The following is a 15,993-nucleotide window of genomic DNA, read 5'->3' as shown; positions in this document are numbered from 1 at the left end:
CTACGAGGTTACGCCCCGCGGCGGATGGTCCGGCCGTCCCGCTGCCCGTCGTCCCCGCAACGAGCGGACGTCGGTTTCAGCCGTCCAGACCCTGCGCGCCGTCCGCCCACGCCAGGAAGCGCCCGACGGCGTTGATGTCGCCGTTGACGCGTGCCGCTCCCTGCCCGCCGAGGAACGACGCCAGCCCGCCGACGGGCGTCCGGACGGTCGCGGCGATGTGGACCGGCGCGCCGGACCGGGCGACCACGGGCAGGCCACTGGCGACGACCACGTGGACCGCAGGCGCGTTGTCGCCCTCGGCGAACGCGAGCGTGAAGTGGTCCCCGCGGGTCTCGGCGGGATCGATCGTCGCGACCAGCAAGGTCAGCAGCGTCAGGGACGGCAGGCGCCCGGCGAGCAGCGCGAGTTCGGGCATGACGACCGGCTCGCGCATCACCCGGGTCAGCGCCTTGGCGCGGCGCTTGCGGCCGGTGATGGCGACGCCCGGCGTCCCGCGTCGCGCGGCACCGCCGCCGACGTAGACCGACAGCGCCACCGGCGATCCCACGATGCGGAACGAGGCGGAGTCGGCGGCGTCGTCCGCGTCGCGCGGCGCGATGACCGCCGTCCCGTCGCGGCGCAGCTCGACGCGCAGCTCGGGGTGGCCGGCGATCGCCATGTCGTAGGCGAGGTCCTCCTGCAGGCGGGCGGCCTGCAAGGGGATCATCGCCTCGATGACCGACGCGGCGACGCGCGGGTCACGGCGGGCGAGCAGCCCGATGGCGGGCGCGAGCCACGGGTGCGGGTCCGGCCGCTCGAAGCGGCCCAGGCGTGCGCCGAGCTCGAAGTCCTCGACCTGCTCGACGTCATCGGCGTCCGGCTCGCCGGCGGTGTCCGCGTCGGCGACGGCAGACGGTCGTGTGTAGAGGATCGACTCGGCCGGCTCGGGCTCCGGATCGTCGAGGCGACGGGAGGCACGGCGCGAGGCCTCGAGCAGACGGGCGGGCGGGGTGCCGGCCGGCACCGAGCTCTCCGCGTCCGCGGCGGCGGGGCTGGCGGTGTCCTCGTCGACGACCGCGTCGGGCACCTGGGTCGCTGCTGCGGCGTCCCCGGCGGCCGGGGCCTTCGCGAGGTCCACGTCCGACTCCGCAGCCCCGGGCTCGGCCCCGTGGGACTCGGTCGCGCGGGGAGCGGCCGGCGCGGCAGGCGTGCCGGACCCGGTGTCGGGCCGCTCCACGGCGGGGGCGCCGTCGTCCGCCTTGCGCCCGCGCAGGCGGGCCGCGGCACGGGCGAGGTCGATGATCACCGAGTCGGCCTCGGCGGCGACGGCGGCCACCGATCCGGCGGGGTCGGCCGGCGGGGCAGGCTTGTCGGTCGCCGTGGCCGGCGGTCCGATCCGTGCCTGCTCGAGCTCGTCTTCGAGCTCGACGATGCGCTCCTCGGCGAGGGTGTTCTGCCGCTCGCTGCGCTTGATCTCCGACCGCAGCTGGGCGACGACGTCGTCCTCGTCGGCGTCGGTTTCGGCGGCTTCGAGGGCGAGGTCCGCACGCTCGCGCTCCTGCGTCAGGAGCGCTTCGGCACGGCGGCGCGCGGTGCGCTCGTCCTCGAGCTTGCGGACCATGTCCACGGTGGCGGCGCCCATCTGCTCGCGCAGGTCGACGACGCGGTTCTCGAGCTCGCTGAGCTGGGTGGAGAACTGCGCGCGCTGGCCGGCGAGCTCCTGCTCCTGCTCGGCCTCGAGCGCCGCGAGCTCACGCTCGAACTCCGCGTTGAGCGCATCGGTGGTCGTGACGAGCTCGCCGACGAGGCCCTCGAGGTGCGCTTCGCGGGCGACGCTCTTCTCGCTCTCGGCACGCACGCGGACCAGCTCGCTGCGCAGCTCGGCCACGCCCTGGAGGATCTCGTGCTCAATGCTCGCGCGCTCGGCCAGGGCCTGCTCGGCCCGCACCCGCGCCGCGTACTCGTTCTGGACCTGCTGCTCGGCGGTGGCCCGGGCGACGCGCTCGGTCTCGGCCTGCTCGTCGGCGGCGTCGCGTGCTGCGCGCTCGGCGGCAGCCTGCTGCTCCGCGGCAGACCGGGCGGCGCGCTCGGCCTCGAGCTCGGCGGCCAGCTCGGCCTGGGTCGTGGTCAGGCGGTCGCGGAGCTTCGCGACGCCGTCGCGGACACCCGCCATCTGCGTCTCGAACGCCTGGCGCTCGCTCGCGATCGCCGCGTCGAACTCGGCGCGCTGTGCGTCGATGGCCCGCTGGAACGCGTCGCGCTCCTCGACCACCGTGGCGTTGAGCGCGCTCTCGGCCTGCACCCGCTGCAGGCGCTCGGTCTCGAGCCGCCTGGTCAGGTCCCGGGCGCGCGCTTCGGCGGCGCCCATCGCCTGCTCGACGGCCTGCAGGCGGACGTGGCGCTCGGCCGCGTCGGACGCGGCGGTCCGCAGGGCGGCACCGGCCTCACGCAGCTCCGTCCGCAGCTGCTCCTGCGCGGCCTCGGCGGCCAGCAGGGCGGCGTGACCGGCCTGGAGCAGCTGGTCGCGCTGCGCGACCTCGGCCCGGGCGGTGGCCAGCTGCTGCAGCAGCTCGGCGCGCTCGGTCTCCAGGTCGGTGAGCTGGGACCGCAGCTGGGCGGCGGTGTTCCCGAGGTCGGCAAGGACCGCTTCGGCGACCGCGGTGCGGCCGGCGTCGACCGACAGCTGCGCGCGGGTGACGTCAAGCTCGGTCCGGAGCTCCACGAGCTGGCGCGAGACGGCGTCGTGCACGTGACCGCGGCGGTCGAGCTCGTGCTGGAGCAGCGTGACCTCGGCCTGGGACTGCTCGCGCTCGACGGTCAGGTCGCGGAGCGCGCTCTCCCGCGTGGACCGCTCGGAGGCCAGTGCGCGCTCCAGCCGGGCGACATTCTGCTGGTTCTCGTGGAGCCGCTCGTGGACGCCGGAGCTGAGCAGCCGGCTGAGCTCCTCCTCGAGCTCCGCGACGCGGTGCTCCCGCGCCGCCAGGACGCGGCGCAGCTCGACGACCTCCTCCTCGGCCTCGCGGCGGGTGGCGGCCGTGTCCTCCTCCAGCTCGGTGCGACGAGCGGTCTCGGCGTGTTCGTTCTGCCGCGACGCCCGTAGCTCTCGCTCCGCCTGCTTGAGCTGGCCCGCCAGGTCGGCACGCTGGTCGCGCGCGGCGTCCAGCTCGGCCCGTGCCCGGGTCAGCTCCGCCTCGACCTCGCCGGCGTAGTCACGCAGCGCGTCGCCGCTCAGCTCGGCTCGTCGCGCGCGCAGCTGGGCCATCACGGCGGGGTCGACTACTCGCCCCGCGTCGGGTCCATCCGAATCGCCGTGCTCAATGACTGGGTCCACTTGCGCGCGAACGGTAGCTTCCCTGACACATTTTGCACGCATTTTGCGTTGCATTTTCCCGCAAATTGCGGGTTTTTGCGTGCTATCCGGCGCCTTCGGACCTGGTTCGCAAGCGATGTGCCAAGCGCGACTGCAGCGACCACAACTCGATGAACCCTGGCGACGCCTGCTGGCTGAACAGGCCGCCGGAGGTCTCGAACGTCGCGAGCTGCGCGTCGTACACGGCGTTCGGGGACGCGCGCGTCACGACCCGGCAGTGCCCCTTGTAGAGCTTCAGCCCGATCTCGCCGGTGACCTGCTTGGAGACCTCCTCCATGTAGGCGTCGAGGTCGGTGCGCAGCGGCTCCCACCACAGCCCGGCGTACACGAGGTAGGCCCACTTGCGGTCGAGCTCGCCCTTGAACTGGTTCTGGTGGATCGTGCACACGAGCCGCTCGAGCTCGGCGTGGGCCTGCAGCAGCAGGGTCGCGGCCGGCACCTCGTAGATGTCGCGCACCTTCAGGCCGACGATCCGATCCTCGATGTGGTCGACGATGCCGACGCCGTGCTTGATCCCGAGGTCCTGGCAGCGGGTGATCAGCTCCACCAGGCCGAGCTGCTCGCCGTTCAGCGAGACCGGCCGTCCCTGGTTGAACCCGATCGTCACGACTTCGGCCTCGTCGGGCGCGAGCTCCGGCCGGGTGACGAGCTGGAAGACGTCGTCGTCCGGCGCGTGGTCGAGGTGCTCGATCCACTTGCCCTCGGACGAGCGGCCCCAGAGGTTGTCGTCGATCGAGTACGGGGTCGTCTCGGCGCCGCCCTTGATCGGGATGCCGTGCTCGCGGGCGTACGCGATCTCCTCCTCGCGGCCCATCATCCAGCCACGGACCGGCGCGATGACCTTCAGCTCGGGCGCGAGCGTCGCGACCGTCGCCTCGATGCGGACCTGGTCGTTGCCCTTGCCGGTGCAGCCGTGCGCGACCGTGTCGCAGCCGTGCTTGCGGGCGTAGTCGACCGCGAGCTTGGCGATCAGCGGGCGGCCGAGCGCGGTGAACAGCGGGTAGGCGAGGCCGTAGATCGCGTTGGCCTTGATGGCCGGGAGGATGAACTCCTCGGCGAAGACGTCGCGCGCGTCGACGACCTCGGCGGCGACCGCGCCGAGCTGCAGGGCCTTGCCCTTGACGACGTCGTAGTCCTCCCCCGGCTGCCCCAGGTTGATGGTGAGGGCGACGACCTCAGCGTCGTACTCGTCCTGGATCCACTTGAGCATCACGCTCGTGTCGAGGCCGCCCGAGTAGAGCAGCAGGACCCGGCTGACCTCGTCGGGTTCGGCGAGGTAGCTCGCGGTGCGGGTGTTCGGGGCGCTGGGGGTGCCTTCTGTCATGTGGCGGCGAAGGGTACGCGAGTGCGCAGGCAAACCACCTTGCACCTAGCGCGCTATTACAACGAGGGAGTAGCATTGCGCCCACTTCCGTAGGGGAAGGTCGGCCCCAGGCAGGGGACGGCACAGCAATCAGGGGGGCAAAGAAGCTATGCATCTTCCGGGACACCGGGCCGCGCGTGGACTCGCGTTTGGGCTCGCAACCATGGCCGTCGTCGTACCGACGGCGTCCGCAGCAACCACTTACCCGACGGCGAAGGGCAGCACCTTCACCGACGGAACCGACGGCTGGACCGACGCCGGGAAGTCGTGCCAGACGCTCCTCGGGCTGATCCCCGACCTGCTGTGCGGCGTGTCCAGCGGCCACGACGACGTCAACGGCAAGCCGGCAGGCTCGCTCTTCCAGAAGTTCTCGCCGGCCGCCGGCTTGCTCGGCCAGGTGCTGACCACCGGCGCGGTCGCTGACCGCTCGCCGTCGTTCACGGTGGCCGGCTACAAGTCGCCGATCGGCGTCGCGACGCTCGACTATGACCGCCGCTTCTCCACGACACAGCCGCTCTCGCTCGTGCCGCCGTCGGTCACGACAACGGTGACGCTCGTAGACGAGACCGCGAGCACGACCCGCGTCGTCGCCACCGATGCGGTGACCGCAACCCCGGGCTTCGTCGCGCGGCAGGCGACCGTCCCGGCCGGCACGCTGATCGCAGGTCACGTCTACCACCTCCGTTTCAACACAGCGTTCTCGCCGGTGCTTGAGGTCGCGCTCGGCGACAACGTCGTCCAGCTCGACAACGTCAAGCTGTCCGTCGACGACGGCAGCGTGGATCCGACTGGAACGACCGCTGCGGCCACCAACGTGTCGGGGTCCGGCGCGACGCTGAACGGCTCGGTCACGACGGGTGGGCCGGCGACGCGCTACCACTTCGAGTACGGCCCGACGACGGCCTACGGTGCGGTCACCCCGGAGCGCACGGCCACCACGAGCGGCGCAGTCGCCGGTGAGCCGATCGGCGGCCTCGCTCCGCTGACGACCTACCACTACCGCCTCGTGGTCACGCGTCCGGACGACGTCGACGTGCCGGCCGCGGATGCCGCGTTCACGACGCTGACCACGACCGGCGCCACGGGCGCGACCGGCGCCGCGGGCGCCACCGGCCCGACGGGTGCCACCGGCGCGACGGGCGCCACCGGCGCCACGGGTGCGACCGGCGTCGCCGGTGCGACCGGCCCCGCCGGTGCGACCGGCCCGGCCGGGACCCCGGGTCCCGCCGGTGCGGCAGGCCCCGCCGGGCCCGCCGGCCCGTCCGGCCCCGCCGGTGCCACGGGCGCGACCGGTCCCAAGGGATCGGCCGGCGTCAGCGGATCGTCGACCGGCAAGACGACGATCATCCAGAACGGCTCGAACAAGAGTCTGCTCAAGATCACCCCGGGCAACGTCACGCTGGTGACGACCGGCCGCCTCAAGGGCCAGGTCCGGCTGCCGATCTTCTGCAGCGCGAAGACCGGCCGCGCGTGCGCCGGCACCGTGAAGATCCAGACGGTCAACAAGATCAACCCGGCGACGCGTCCGCCCGCACGGCCGAAGCGCCGCGTGACGATCGCGACGTTCGAGTACCAGATCGTCCAGGGCCGCAAGGGCTTCGCCTTCGCGTACCTGTCCCCGGACAAGTTCGACCTGATGGCGCGCCTCAAGAGCGTCGCGGTCAACTACACGGTGCAGGTGACCGACGCCCAGGGCAACCGCCAGGTCGTCACCGCCAAGGGCCGTCTGATCGGGCGCAAGAAGGCCTGATCCGGTCGCGGGGTACGGCACCCCGCACGATCGAGTTCGACGCAGTACCCCGGGGCGGCCATCTGGCCGCCCCGGCTCGTTCCGGGCTGGCGGCGGGCGCAGGCGGCCGGGATGATCGACCGATGCGCCCCACGCTGCTCTTTGCCCTGATCGCCTGCGTCGCCGGCGGGGTGATGCCGTCCGGCGCGGCGGCTTCGACGGTGCCCGAGCGACGGGCCGCGGCGCAGGCCGCGACCCGGATCACGTTCGGCTTCGCGCGTGAGCGCAGCGCGGCCGATCCACGGGCCCGCGCTGCGGCACGGGCACGGCGGGCTGCCGCCGGCACGTGTCTTGACGTGTGGCAGAGCGCGCCGAAGGCCCGCATCAGGGTCCTCGGCGAGATCTACTTCAGCTCGGTGGCCGGGGCGCGCTGGTCGGTCGACGGGCCGCTGGTCGTCCGCTGGATCACGCGGATGGCGGCGTCCCGGGCCGTCATGCGCGTCCCGGTGCTGGCGAGCGCCGTGCGCGCTGTGCGGCGCGCGACCCCGACGCTGACCGGCGCCTTCTCGGAGTTCCCGGACCCCTGTGCGACGGTCACCGCGTGGCGTGACGCCGGCTGGAGCGCCGCTGCCGAGCCGAAGCAGGCCGACGAGCTGCTCGCCGCCGGCGCGTCGTTCGAGGCGGCGGCGCCCGCGATCAGCCGGGGTCGCGCGTTCATCCGGCGCTACGGCGGCCCGTCCGGCGCGAACGCGGGCGACCTCTTCGACGGGGCCCTCGACGAGCCGGACGGCCAGGTCATCGACGACTGCGACCCGGTGGCCCGCATCGTCCTGCCGGACAACGTGGAGGCCTGCGACCGGGGCCGCTGAGCAGGCTGCGGCCGCCCGTGTGCCCCACCCCGGAGTTCGATGTGCCACCACACGCCGCCGGCGCACGTCGTGGCACATCGAGCGACCCCGACGATGCGCGTCGTCAGCTCAGCAGGGTCTCCAGACGCGTGAGGGCGTCGTCCAGCTGCGCGTCCGTGATCACCAGCGGCGGGAGCAGGCGCAGGGTCGACGGCGACGTCGCGTTGAGGACCAGGCGCTGCTCCTGCAGCCCCCGGCCGACCAGGGCCATCGCGTCGACGCCGTCGAGCTCGATCGCCTGCATGAACCCCCGGCCGCGGACCTCGCGGACGGCAGGGATGTCGGCCAGGCGGGCCGTCATCCGCTCGCCGGCCGTGCGGACGCGCGCCAGCAGTCCGGTGTCCGTGACGACGTCCAGCACCGCCAGGCCCGCCGCGCACTGCACCGGCCCACCGGCGAAGGTCGAGCCGTGGTCACCGGGCTCGAAGACGTCGGCCATCGCCGGCCCGGCGATCAGCGCCCCGATGGGGAGCCCGCCGGAGAGCGCTTTGGCGACCGTGACCGCGTCCGGGACGACGCCGCTGTCCTGCCAGGCCCACAGGTCGCCGGTCCGGCCGAGTCCGCACTGGATCTCGTCGAAGATCAGCGCGGCGCCGTGGGCGTCGCAGGCGGCGCGGGCCGCGCGCAGGACGTCGGCGTCCAGGACGTAGACGCCGCTCTCCCCCTGGACGGGCTCCAGGACGAGCGCCGCGGTGTCTGAGTCGACCGCAGCCGTGATCGCGTCGACCGTCGGCTCCACGGCCTCGAACCCCGGGACGAGCGGCGCGAACGGCGCCTGCTTGGACTCCTGCGGGGTGGCGCTCAGGGCGCCGTAGGTCCGGCCGTGGAAGCCGCGGTGGACCGAGATGATCTTGCCCGCGCGACGGCGCTTGCGCGCGCACTTGAGCGCGGCCTCGATGGCCTCGGTCCCGCTGTTGGTGAAGAACACGCGGGTCCCCTCACCGAGCCCCGACACGGACGCCAGCCGCTCCGCCAGCCGCACCATGGGATCGGTGTAGAAGAGGTTGCCGACGTGGATCAGCTGCGTCGCCTGCTCCCGGATCGCAGCCACCACCGCCGGGTGGCAGTGCCCGACGGAGTTGACCGCGAGCCCGGTCTGCAGGTCCAGGTACTCGTGGCCGTCGGCGTCCCACAGCGTCGCACCGTCGCCGCGGACAAACTCGACCGGCTGGCGCGCGTAGTTGCGGGTGAGGAAGTCGTCGGAGATGGCCATGCCGTCTACCTCGCGGCCCGGATCTTGGTGCCGATGCCCGCGTCCGTGAAGAGCTCCAGGAGCAGCGAGTGCGGGACGCGCCCGTCGACGATGTGCGCGAACGACACCCCGCCGTGGATGGCGTCGATGCACGCCTGCAGCTTCGGGCGCATGCCGCCGCTGATGCCGTCGAGCGCCGCCTCGACCTCGTCGGCGTGCGCTTCGGAGATCACGGAGGCCGGGTCCGCAGGGTCGCGCATCCAGCCCTCGACGTCGGTGAGGAACATCACCTTGTACGCGCCCATCGCCCGCGCGACGGCCGTCGCGGCCTCGTCGGCGTTCACGTTGTAGGAGGCGCCGTCCGCGTCGGCGGCGATCGAGGCGACGACCGGGATGTAGTCCTGCGCGATGTGGTTCAGCACGTCGACGTCGACCTTCTCGATGCGCCCGACGAAGCCGATGTCCGCCCCGCCCGAGGAGAGCTGCTTGGCCGCGCGGAAGAGGTTGCCGTCGTCCCCGCTCAGCCCGACCGCCGCCTGCCCATGGCGGTTGATGCGCAGCACGATGTCCTTGTTGACCTTGCCGATCAGGACCATCTTCGCGATCTCGACGGTGTCCGCGTCGCTGACGCGGAGGCCGTCGACGAACTCGACGTCCATGTCCAGCCGGCGCATGTACTTGGTGATGTCCGGTCCGCCGCCGTGGACCACGATCACGTTGAGCCCGACGTACTTGAGCAGCACGACGTCGCGGGCGAACTCCTCGCGGAGCGCCGGGTCGGTCATCGCCGCGCCGCCGTACTTCACGACGATCGTGCGGCCGTGGAACTCGCGGATGTAGGGCAGCGCCTCGAGGAGGGTGCCGACGTCGCGCGATGGCCTAATGCCTGGGGTCTTCATGTTGTGTAGTCCGCGTTGATCGTCACGTATTCATGGGAGAGGTCGGAGAAGAAGACCTCCGTCTCGTGGCCGTCGCCGGGCAGGCCGATGACGTACTCGACCTCGTCGCGGTCGACCAGCCGCGCCAGGGCCGCCTCGTCGTGCGGCATCACCGCGCCGGCCACCGCGACCTGCACGCCCTCGATCGCGATGTCGAACGCGATCGACCCACTGCCGTAGAGCGCGCCGCCGATGGCCTGGGCGATGCGGCCCCAGTTGGGGTCGCCGCCGTGCAGCGCAGCCTTGACGAGCGGCGAGTTGGCGACGGCGCGGGCGACGACCTCGCCGCCGCCGTGGTTGCCGCCGCGGACCGTCACGCGGCCGACCCGCTTGGAGCCCTCGCCGTCCCGGACGATGTGCAGCCCCAGCTGTCGCAGCAACGCGTCGAGCGCCTGGCCGAAGCGCAGCTCGTCGTCGCTCTCGGGATCGATCGCGACCCCGGACGCGCCCGAGGCCTGCAGGACCACAGTGTCGTTGGTGGACAGCTGCCCGTCGACACTGATGCGGTCGAACGAGCGTTTCACGCACACGCCCAGGAGCAGGTCGGCGGTCGCGGCCTCGAGCAGGGCGTCGGTCTGGACGAAGCAGAGCATCGTCGCGAACCGCGGCTGGATCATGCCCGCGCCCTTGGCCTGTGCGGTGACCCGGACCGGCCCGCCGCTCAGCTGCACCACGAGCGATGCGCGCTTGTCGAACGCGTCGGTGGTCATGATCGCGCGGGCGAACGACTCCTCGCCGCCGGGGCTCAGCGCCTTGCCGGCCTCGAGCATCCCGCGCACGACCTTGCTGCCGTCGAGCTGCACGCCGATGACCCCGGTCGAGCAGACCGCGACCGCATCCTCCCGCGACCCGGTGGTCATGGCGGCCGCGCCCTGCATGCGCGCGGCCTCGTCCATCCCCCGTCCCCCGGTCGCCGCGTTGGCGTTGCCGGAGTTGACGGCCACCACGCGGATCGCGTCCGCCTTCGCGCGGTCGCGCGTGACGACGACCGGCGCGGCGACGACCGCCGACGACGTGAACCGGATCGCGCTGGTGAGCGCGTCCCCGTCGGCGACCATCAGCCCGAGGTCGAGCTTGCCGCTCTCCTTCAGCCCGCACGCGACCCCGGCCGCGCGGAACCCGGCCGGCAGCGCGCCCGGCGGCTCCTCGGTCACCCACTCGGGGACGTCGACCCAGCGGCTGGTGAAGAACGGCTCCGCGTCGCTCATAGGATGCCCGTCGTCTCCTCGTAGCCCAGCATCAGGTTCAGGTTCTGGATCGCCTGCGACGACGTGCCCTTCCAGAGGTTGTCGATCGCGGCGAAGACGAAGACCTTCTGCGTGCGCGCGTCGACGTGCACGAACAGCCGGCAGAGGTTCGTCCCGCGCACATCGCGCACACCGGGGGCGCGGTCGACGAGCTCGACGAACGGCTCGTCCGCGTAGGCCGCCTCGAACAGGCCGTGGACGTCGACCGGCTCGCGCAGCGTCGCGTAGCAGGACAGCAGCTCGCCCTGGTCCAGCGGCAGCAGGTGCGGGGTGAACGCGGACACGAACCCGGTCGCGCCGGCGGCGGCGAGCTCCTGGTCGATCTCCGGCATGTGCCGGTGTCGCCCGACCCCGTAGGGCGTGACGTTCTCGGTGACGGACACGAAGTGGGTCTTGTCGGTGGCCGCGCGACCGGCGCCGGAGACGCCCGTCTTGGCGTCGATGACAGCGTCGCTCAGGTGCCCGGCCAGGGGCGCCAGCGCGAGGATCGCGGCGGTCGGGAAGCAGCCCGGGTTCGCGACGAGGTCCGCCCCGCGCAGCTCGTCCCGGTACCGCTCGGGCAGTCCGTAGACGGCGCCGTCCAGCAGCTCGGGCGCGGTGTGCGGGACGTACCACTCCTCGTACACCGCCTGGTCGCGCAGCCGGAAGTCGGCGCTGAGGTCGATGACTTTCAGTCCCCGCTCCCGCAGCGCCGCGACGGTCTGCGCCGCCGCGCCGTGGGGGTAGGCGACGATCGCCGCGTCGACGCCGTCGGTGTGGCGGTCCAGGTCCAGCTCCTCGAGCTCCATCGCGACGCGATGGTGCGGGAAGAGCTCGTCCAGCCGCTGGCCGGTGTACGACCGCGAGGTGACGCCGCTCAGCTCGAGGTGCGGGTGCTTGTCGATCAGGACGGCCGCCAGCGCGCCGGCGTACCCGGAGGCGCCGGCGACGAGGACCCGCGAGGTCTTGGGCTCAGCCACGGAGCTCACCGCCCAGCTCCTTGTCCAGACGCTTTACGAGCTTGCTCCGCAGGCGCGTGATGTCCTCCTCGCCCAGGGTGCGGTCCTTCGCGCGGAACGACACGCGCAGCGCGATCGAGGTCTTGCCGGCGCCGACCTGCTCGCCGGTGTAGACGTCGAAGATCCGCACCTCGTCGGCGACCTGCCCGACCAGCGCGACGACATCGGCGGCGGGCACAGTGTCGGGGACGACGACCGCCAGGTCCTGGCGGACGGCCGGGTAGCTGGTGAGGTCCTGGTAGGCGATCGTGTCCGGCGCCGCGGCGATGAGCTTCTGCAGGTTGACCGCGAAGATCCCCACCGGCCGCGCCTCCAGGTCCCACTGCGCGGCGACCGCCGGGTGGACCTCGCCGGCGAAGCCGACGCGCGTCCCGTCGAGCAGGACCTCCGCGGTCCGCCCGGGGTGCAGGAACGGCCAGTCGGCGGATGGGGCGAACGTGAGCGTCACGCGCAGAGCCGCGGCCACCGCCTCCAGCAGGCCCTTGGCGACGAAGACGTCCGCGCCCTGCGACGCGCCGCCCCGCCACGAGGTGAGCGTCGTCGGCCCGGTCACCAGCGCCGCCAGCGCGTGGTGCTCGTCCGCGAGCGGCTGCGCCGGATCGGCGTCCTTCAGGTAGACGGTCCCCGACTCGAAGATCGCGACGTCCCCCATCCCCCGCGCTGCGTTGTGCGACGCGACGTCCAGGAGCGAGCCGACGATCGTCGGGCGCAGGATGGACTGGGCCGCGCTCATCGGGTTCTCGAGCTCGACGACCTGCCTCAGGCGATGGTCGGCCGGCACGCGCAGCCTGTCCAGCAGCGCGGGCTCGGTGAACGACCAGCCGACGACCTCGTGCAGCCCGCGGCCGACGAGGACGTCCTCGGCACGCCGCTGCAGCCGCTGTGCCGCCGTCAGGCGGCCGGGCAGGCCGGTGCGGTTCTCCGGCACGGTCGACGGCAGCGTGTCGAACCCGTTCAGCCGAGCGACCTCCTCGATGAGGTCGGCCTCGCGGGTGACGTCGCGGCGACGAAAAGCGGGGACGGTGACGTCGAGGCCGTCGGCGGCCTCGCTCACGCCGAAGCCGAGCGCGGTCAGGATCCGGGCGCTCGTGGTCCGCTCGACCGGGGCGCCGAGCAGCGACACGACGCGGGCGTCCCGCAGCCGGATCGTCTGCAGCTCCGGACCGGGGCCGCCGACGTCGATCGTCCCGCCGACAGGGGTGGCGCCGACCACGTCGATCATCAGCCGGGAGGCGATCGCCTGGGCCTCGAGCGTCTGCTCTGGGGCAAGCCCCTTCTCGTAGCGCGCGCCGGCCTCGGATCGCAGGTTGAACTTCGCCATCGTGCGGTTGATGTTCGGGCCGTCCCAGGTGGCGACCTCCATCAGGACACGGGTCGTGCCCTCGTGCACCTCGGAGCGCTGGCCGCCCATGACGCCGGCCATCGACGTCGGGCCCTCGCCGTCCTCGATGACGACGACGTCGGGATCCAGCGTGCGCACGGCGTCGTCCAGGGTGGTGAGCGTCTCCCCGTCCCGCGCGGCCCGGACGTTCAGCGTCCCGCCCGCGACGCGGTCCAGGTCGAACGCGTGCAGCGGCTGGCCGGTCAGCCACATCGTGTAGTTCGTGATGTCGACGACGTTGTTGATGGGCCGCTGGCCGGCGGCGAGCAGGCGGACCCGCAGCCAGTCCGGCGACGGCCCGATCTTCACGTTCTCGAACGCCCGCGCGGTGAAGCGCGGGTTGAGCTCGGGGACCTCAACGGTGATGGTGATGCCGGGGATGCTGTCGCCCGCCGGGTGCGGGTCGTCCGTCCAGGGCGCGGCGGCCAGGTCGGAGCCCGCGGCCGCATGGACCTCCCGCGCGACCCCGTAGACGCCCAGGCAGTCGGGGCGGTTGGGCGTGACCTCGAGCTCGAGGACCGTGTCGCTGATCGGCAGGACGTCGGCCAGCGGCGTCCCGGCGGCGAGCGCGTCGTCGAGCACCATGATGCCGCCGGCGCGCTCCTCCGCGAGGCCGACCTCGGCGTCGGCGAGGATCATCCCGTTGGACGGCTGCCCGCGCAGCTTGCTCGCCTTCAGCTTGCTGCCGTCGGTCATGATCGCGCCCGGCAGCGACACGGCGACGGTCTGCCCCGCCGCGACGTTCGGCGCACCGCAGACGATCTGGGACGGCTCGCCCCCGGTGCCGACGTCCACCATGCAGACCCGCAGGCGATCGGCGTCCGGGTGTTGCTCGGCGCTGATGACCTTGCCGACGACGAAGAACTCGAGCGCGTCGACGCCGTGGTGGTCGATGCGGTCGACCTCGGTGCCGGTCATCGCGAGCAGCGTCGCGAGCGCGCGCGGCTCGAGGTCGGGCGTCGTGAAGTCGTGGAGCCAGTTCAGGGGGAGTCTCATCTCGCGAGCCCCTTTCAGCCGAACTGCGCCAGGAAGCGCAGGTCGTTGTCGTAGAAGAGCCGCAGGTCGGGGACGGCGTGCTTGAGCATCGCGATCCGCTCGACGCCCATGCCGAACGCGAAGCCCTGCCAGTCCTCCGGGTCGTACTCGCCCGTCGGGACCATCCCCAGGACGTTCGGGTCGACCATGCCGGAGCCCAGGATCTCGAGCCAGCCCGTGCCCTTGCAGAGGTTGCAGCGGGCGCCGGTCCGCGGGAGCGCGCCGGTGCCGCCGCACTGGAAGCACGAGACGTCGACCTCGACGGAGGGCTCGGTGAACGGGAAGAAGTGCGGGCGCAGGCGCACGTCGCGCTCGTCGCCGAAGATCGCCCGGGCGAACGCCAGCAGCGTCCCCTTGAGGTCGGCGAGCGTGATGTCGCGGTCGACCGCGAGGCCCTCGATCTGGTGGAACTGCGGCGTGTGCGTCGCGTCGCTGTCGCGGCGGTAGACGCGCCCGGGGACGATGATCGCGATCGGCGGCGCCTGCGCGGCCATCGCACGGGGCTGCATCGGAGAGGTGTGAGTGCGCAGCACGACCTCCTGCGACGGGTCGGGGCCGACGGCGTCCAGCACCGACTGCGGCCGGCGGACGTAGAAGGTGTCGCTGCGACCCCGGGCCGGGTGGGCCGCGTCGTGGTTCAGCGCGTCGAAGTTGTAGTGGACGAGCTCGACCTCGGGACCGGTCACCACCGTGAAGCCGAGGCCGCAGAAGACGTCCTCGATCTCCCGCCGGGTGGCGGTGAGGATGTGCAGGCGGCCGACCGGCTGGGGCGGCGTCCCGGGCAGCGTGACGTCGACCGCATCCGCGATCAGCCGGGCGTCGAGCTCGGCGCCGGCGAGGGCGGCGCCGCGCTCCTCGATCAGGGCCTCTAGGCGCTGGCGCGCCTGGTTGGCCGCCTTGCCGACGGCGCCTCGCTCCTCCGGCGGCAGCTGCGAGACGCCGCGGAGCAGGTTCGGCAGCTCGGCCTTGCGACCCAGGAAGCCGACGCGCAGCTCCTCGAGCGCGGCGGTGGTGGTGGCGGCGTCGATCGCGACGGTGGCGTCGTCGGCCAGTTCGGTGATCCGGTCGAGCGTCTGGCTCATGTCAGGTGTTCCTCGTCATCTCGTACAGCCCCACGGTCGCCGCCATCGCGGCGTTCAAGGATTCGGCGCTCCCGCTGATCGGGATGTGCGCGGTCTGCGCGCACGCCGCCAGGACGTCGTCCGGCAGGCCGGCGCGCTCGGCCCCGATGACCAGCGTCCCTGCCTGAGGGCCGCGGATCGGGTCGCCGGTCCGTGCCGCGAGCGCGATCGCCGGGGCGGGCAGCTCGTCGATCGCGCTCACCCGCGCGAGCGGCACCGCGAACACCGCGCCCATCGAGGCCCGCACGGCCTTCGGGGAGAACGGGTCCGCGCAGCCCGGTCCCAGCGCGACCGACTGCGCCCCGAAGGCGAGCGCGCTGCGCAGGACGGTCCCGACGTTGCCGGGGTCGCCCACGCCCCACAGCGCGACGCAGACCGGGCCGGCAGGTGCCGGCGCCCAGCGCTGCTCGTAGACGGCGATGACCCGGGACCCCGACCCGAGTGCGCTGACCCGGTTCAGGAGCTCGGGCTCCACCAGCACGCCCGGCAGGTCCGAGTCCGGCGTGACGAACTGCTCGAGCGGGGTCCAGCCGGCGGCCTCGGCGGCCACGACGAGGTCCTCGCCCTCGGCGACGAACCGCGAGGACGCGCTGCGCCCGCTCGGCCGGGCGAGCCGGCGGACCTCCTTGAGCTTCGCGTTCTGGGGGCTGGTGATCACGGTCGGTGCGGTCTGTGGTCGAACGGACGGGCGGGCGGGTCAGGGCAAAAGAAAGGGCGCCGTCCTGTTGCCAG

The 15,993-nt window shown here is 72.9% G+C and carries 11 protein-coding genes; 2 read left to right on the top strand and 9 right to left on the bottom strand.

The window, feature by feature from the left end:
- Positions 1–76 precede the first annotated feature (76 nt).
- Positions 77–3,241, bottom strand: coding sequence for a hypothetical protein (locus tag DSM112329_RS11605; RefSeq protein ID WP_354701977.1), 3,165 nt, complete (start codon positions 3,239–3,241; stop codon positions 77–79).
- A 151-nt stretch (positions 3,242–3,392) separates the two neighbouring features.
- Positions 3,393–4,673, bottom strand: coding sequence for an argininosuccinate synthase (locus DSM112329_RS11600; protein WP_354701976.1), 1,281 nt, complete (start codon positions 4,671–4,673; stop codon positions 3,393–3,395).
- 202 nt (positions 4,674–4,875) lie between these two features.
- Between DSM112329_RS11600 and DSM112329_RS11595 the strand changes: the two genes are divergently transcribed.
- Together DSM112329_RS11595 and DSM112329_RS11590 are read left to right on the top strand one after the other, a co-directional pair.
- Positions 4,876–6,462 (top strand): hypothetical protein, encoded by a 1,587-nt coding sequence (locus DSM112329_RS11595; RefSeq protein WP_354701975.1) that lies wholly within the window; start codon positions 4,876–4,878, stop codon positions 6,460–6,462.
- A gap of 122 nt (positions 6,463–6,584) precedes the next feature.
- Positions 6,585–7,310, top strand: coding sequence for a hypothetical protein (locus tag DSM112329_RS11590; RefSeq protein ID WP_354701974.1), 726 nt, complete (start codon positions 6,585–6,587; stop codon positions 7,308–7,310).
- A 103-nt stretch (positions 7,311–7,413) separates the two neighbouring features.
- On the opposite strand, the gene DSM112329_RS11585 is transcribed toward DSM112329_RS11590, so the two are convergent.
- The 7 genes from DSM112329_RS11585 to DSM112329_RS11555 are packed head-to-tail and all read right to left on the bottom strand — an operon-like array spanning position 7,414 to position 15,919.
- Positions 7,414–8,562 carry an acetylornithine transaminase gene (locus DSM112329_RS11585; protein WP_354701973.1) on the bottom strand — a complete coding sequence of 383 codons (1,149 nt, stop codon included), beginning with the start codon at positions 8,560–8,562 and terminating at the stop codon, positions 7,414–7,416.
- A 5-nt stretch (positions 8,563–8,567) separates the two neighbouring features.
- Complete coding sequence (gene argB / locus DSM112329_RS11580) at positions 8,568–9,440, bottom strand: acetylglutamate kinase (RefSeq protein ID WP_354701972.1); 873 nt, start codon at positions 9,438–9,440, stop codon at positions 8,568–8,570.
- The gene (gene argJ / locus DSM112329_RS11575) at positions 9,437–10,687 is read right to left on the bottom strand and encodes a bifunctional glutamate N-acetyltransferase/amino-acid acetyltransferase ArgJ (RefSeq protein WP_354701971.1); all 1,251 of its coding nucleotides are present in this window, start codon (positions 10,685–10,687) and stop codon (positions 9,437–9,439) included. The genes argB and argJ overlap by 4 nt, the downstream gene beginning before the upstream one ends.
- On the bottom strand, positions 10,684–11,694 hold the full coding sequence (gene argC, locus DSM112329_RS11570) for an N-acetyl-gamma-glutamyl-phosphate reductase (RefSeq protein WP_354701970.1): 1,011 nt from the start codon (positions 11,692–11,694) through the stop codon (positions 10,684–10,686). The genes argJ and argC overlap by 4 nt, the downstream gene beginning before the upstream one ends.
- Positions 11,678–14,101, bottom strand: a complete 2,424-nt coding sequence (gene pheT / locus DSM112329_RS11565) for a phenylalanine--tRNA ligase subunit beta (RefSeq protein ID WP_354701969.1) — start codon at positions 14,099–14,101, stop codon at positions 11,678–11,680. Before pheT ends, argC begins: the two co-directional genes overlap by 17 nt.
- A 14-nt stretch (positions 14,102–14,115) precedes the next feature.
- On the bottom strand, positions 14,116–15,222 hold the full coding sequence (gene pheS / locus DSM112329_RS11560; protein ID WP_354701968.1) for a phenylalanine--tRNA ligase subunit alpha: 1,107 nt from the start codon (positions 15,220–15,222) through the stop codon (positions 14,116–14,118).
- Position 15,223: 1 nt separating this feature from the next.
- Complete coding sequence (locus DSM112329_RS11555; RefSeq protein WP_354701967.1) at positions 15,224–15,919, bottom strand: RNA methyltransferase; 696 nt, start codon at positions 15,917–15,919, stop codon at positions 15,224–15,226.
- Positions 15,920–15,993 lie beyond the last annotated feature (74 nt).

The organism is Paraconexibacter sp. AEG42_29 (genome assembly GCF_040581415.1).
Taxonomy (GTDB): domain Bacteria; phylum Actinomycetota; class Thermoleophilia; order Solirubrobacterales; family Solirubrobacteraceae; genus Paraconexibacter.
The sequence above is the reverse complement of the archived record's forward strand: the minus strand, read 5'-3'. Positions and strand labels throughout refer to the sequence as shown.

Coding starts and splice junctions, on each gene's coding strand:
- DSM112329_RS11605 (WP_354701977.1), bottom strand. CDS start 3,241: ATGGCCCAGCTGCGCGCGCGACGAGCCGAGCTGAGCGGCGACGCGCTG.
- pheS (WP_354701968.1), bottom strand. CDS start 15,222: ATGAGCCAGACGCTCGACCGGATCACCGAACTGGCCGACGACGCCACC.
- DSM112329_RS11585 (WP_354701973.1), bottom strand. CDS start 8,562: ATGGCCATCTCCGACGACTTCCTCACCCGCAACTACGCGCGCCAGCCG.
- DSM112329_RS11590 (WP_354701974.1), top strand. CDS start 6,585: ATGCGCCCCACGCTGCTCTTTGCCCTGATCGCCTGCGTCGCCGGCGGG.
- argJ (WP_354701971.1), bottom strand. CDS start 10,687: ATGAGCGACGCGGAGCCGTTCTTCACCAGCCGCTGGGTCGACGTCCCC.
- DSM112329_RS11595 (WP_354701975.1), top strand. CDS start 4,876: ATGGCCGTCGTCGTACCGACGGCGTCCGCAGCAACCACTTACCCGACG.
- pheT (WP_354701969.1), bottom strand. CDS start 14,101: ATGAGACTCCCCCTGAACTGGCTCCACGACTTCACGACGCCCGACCTC.
- argB (WP_354701972.1), bottom strand. CDS start 9,440: ATGAAGACCCCAGGCATTAGGCCATCGCGCGACGTCGGCACCCTCCTC.
- DSM112329_RS11600 (WP_354701976.1), bottom strand. CDS start 4,673: ATGACAGAAGGCACCCCCAGCGCCCCGAACACCCGCACCGCGAGCTAC.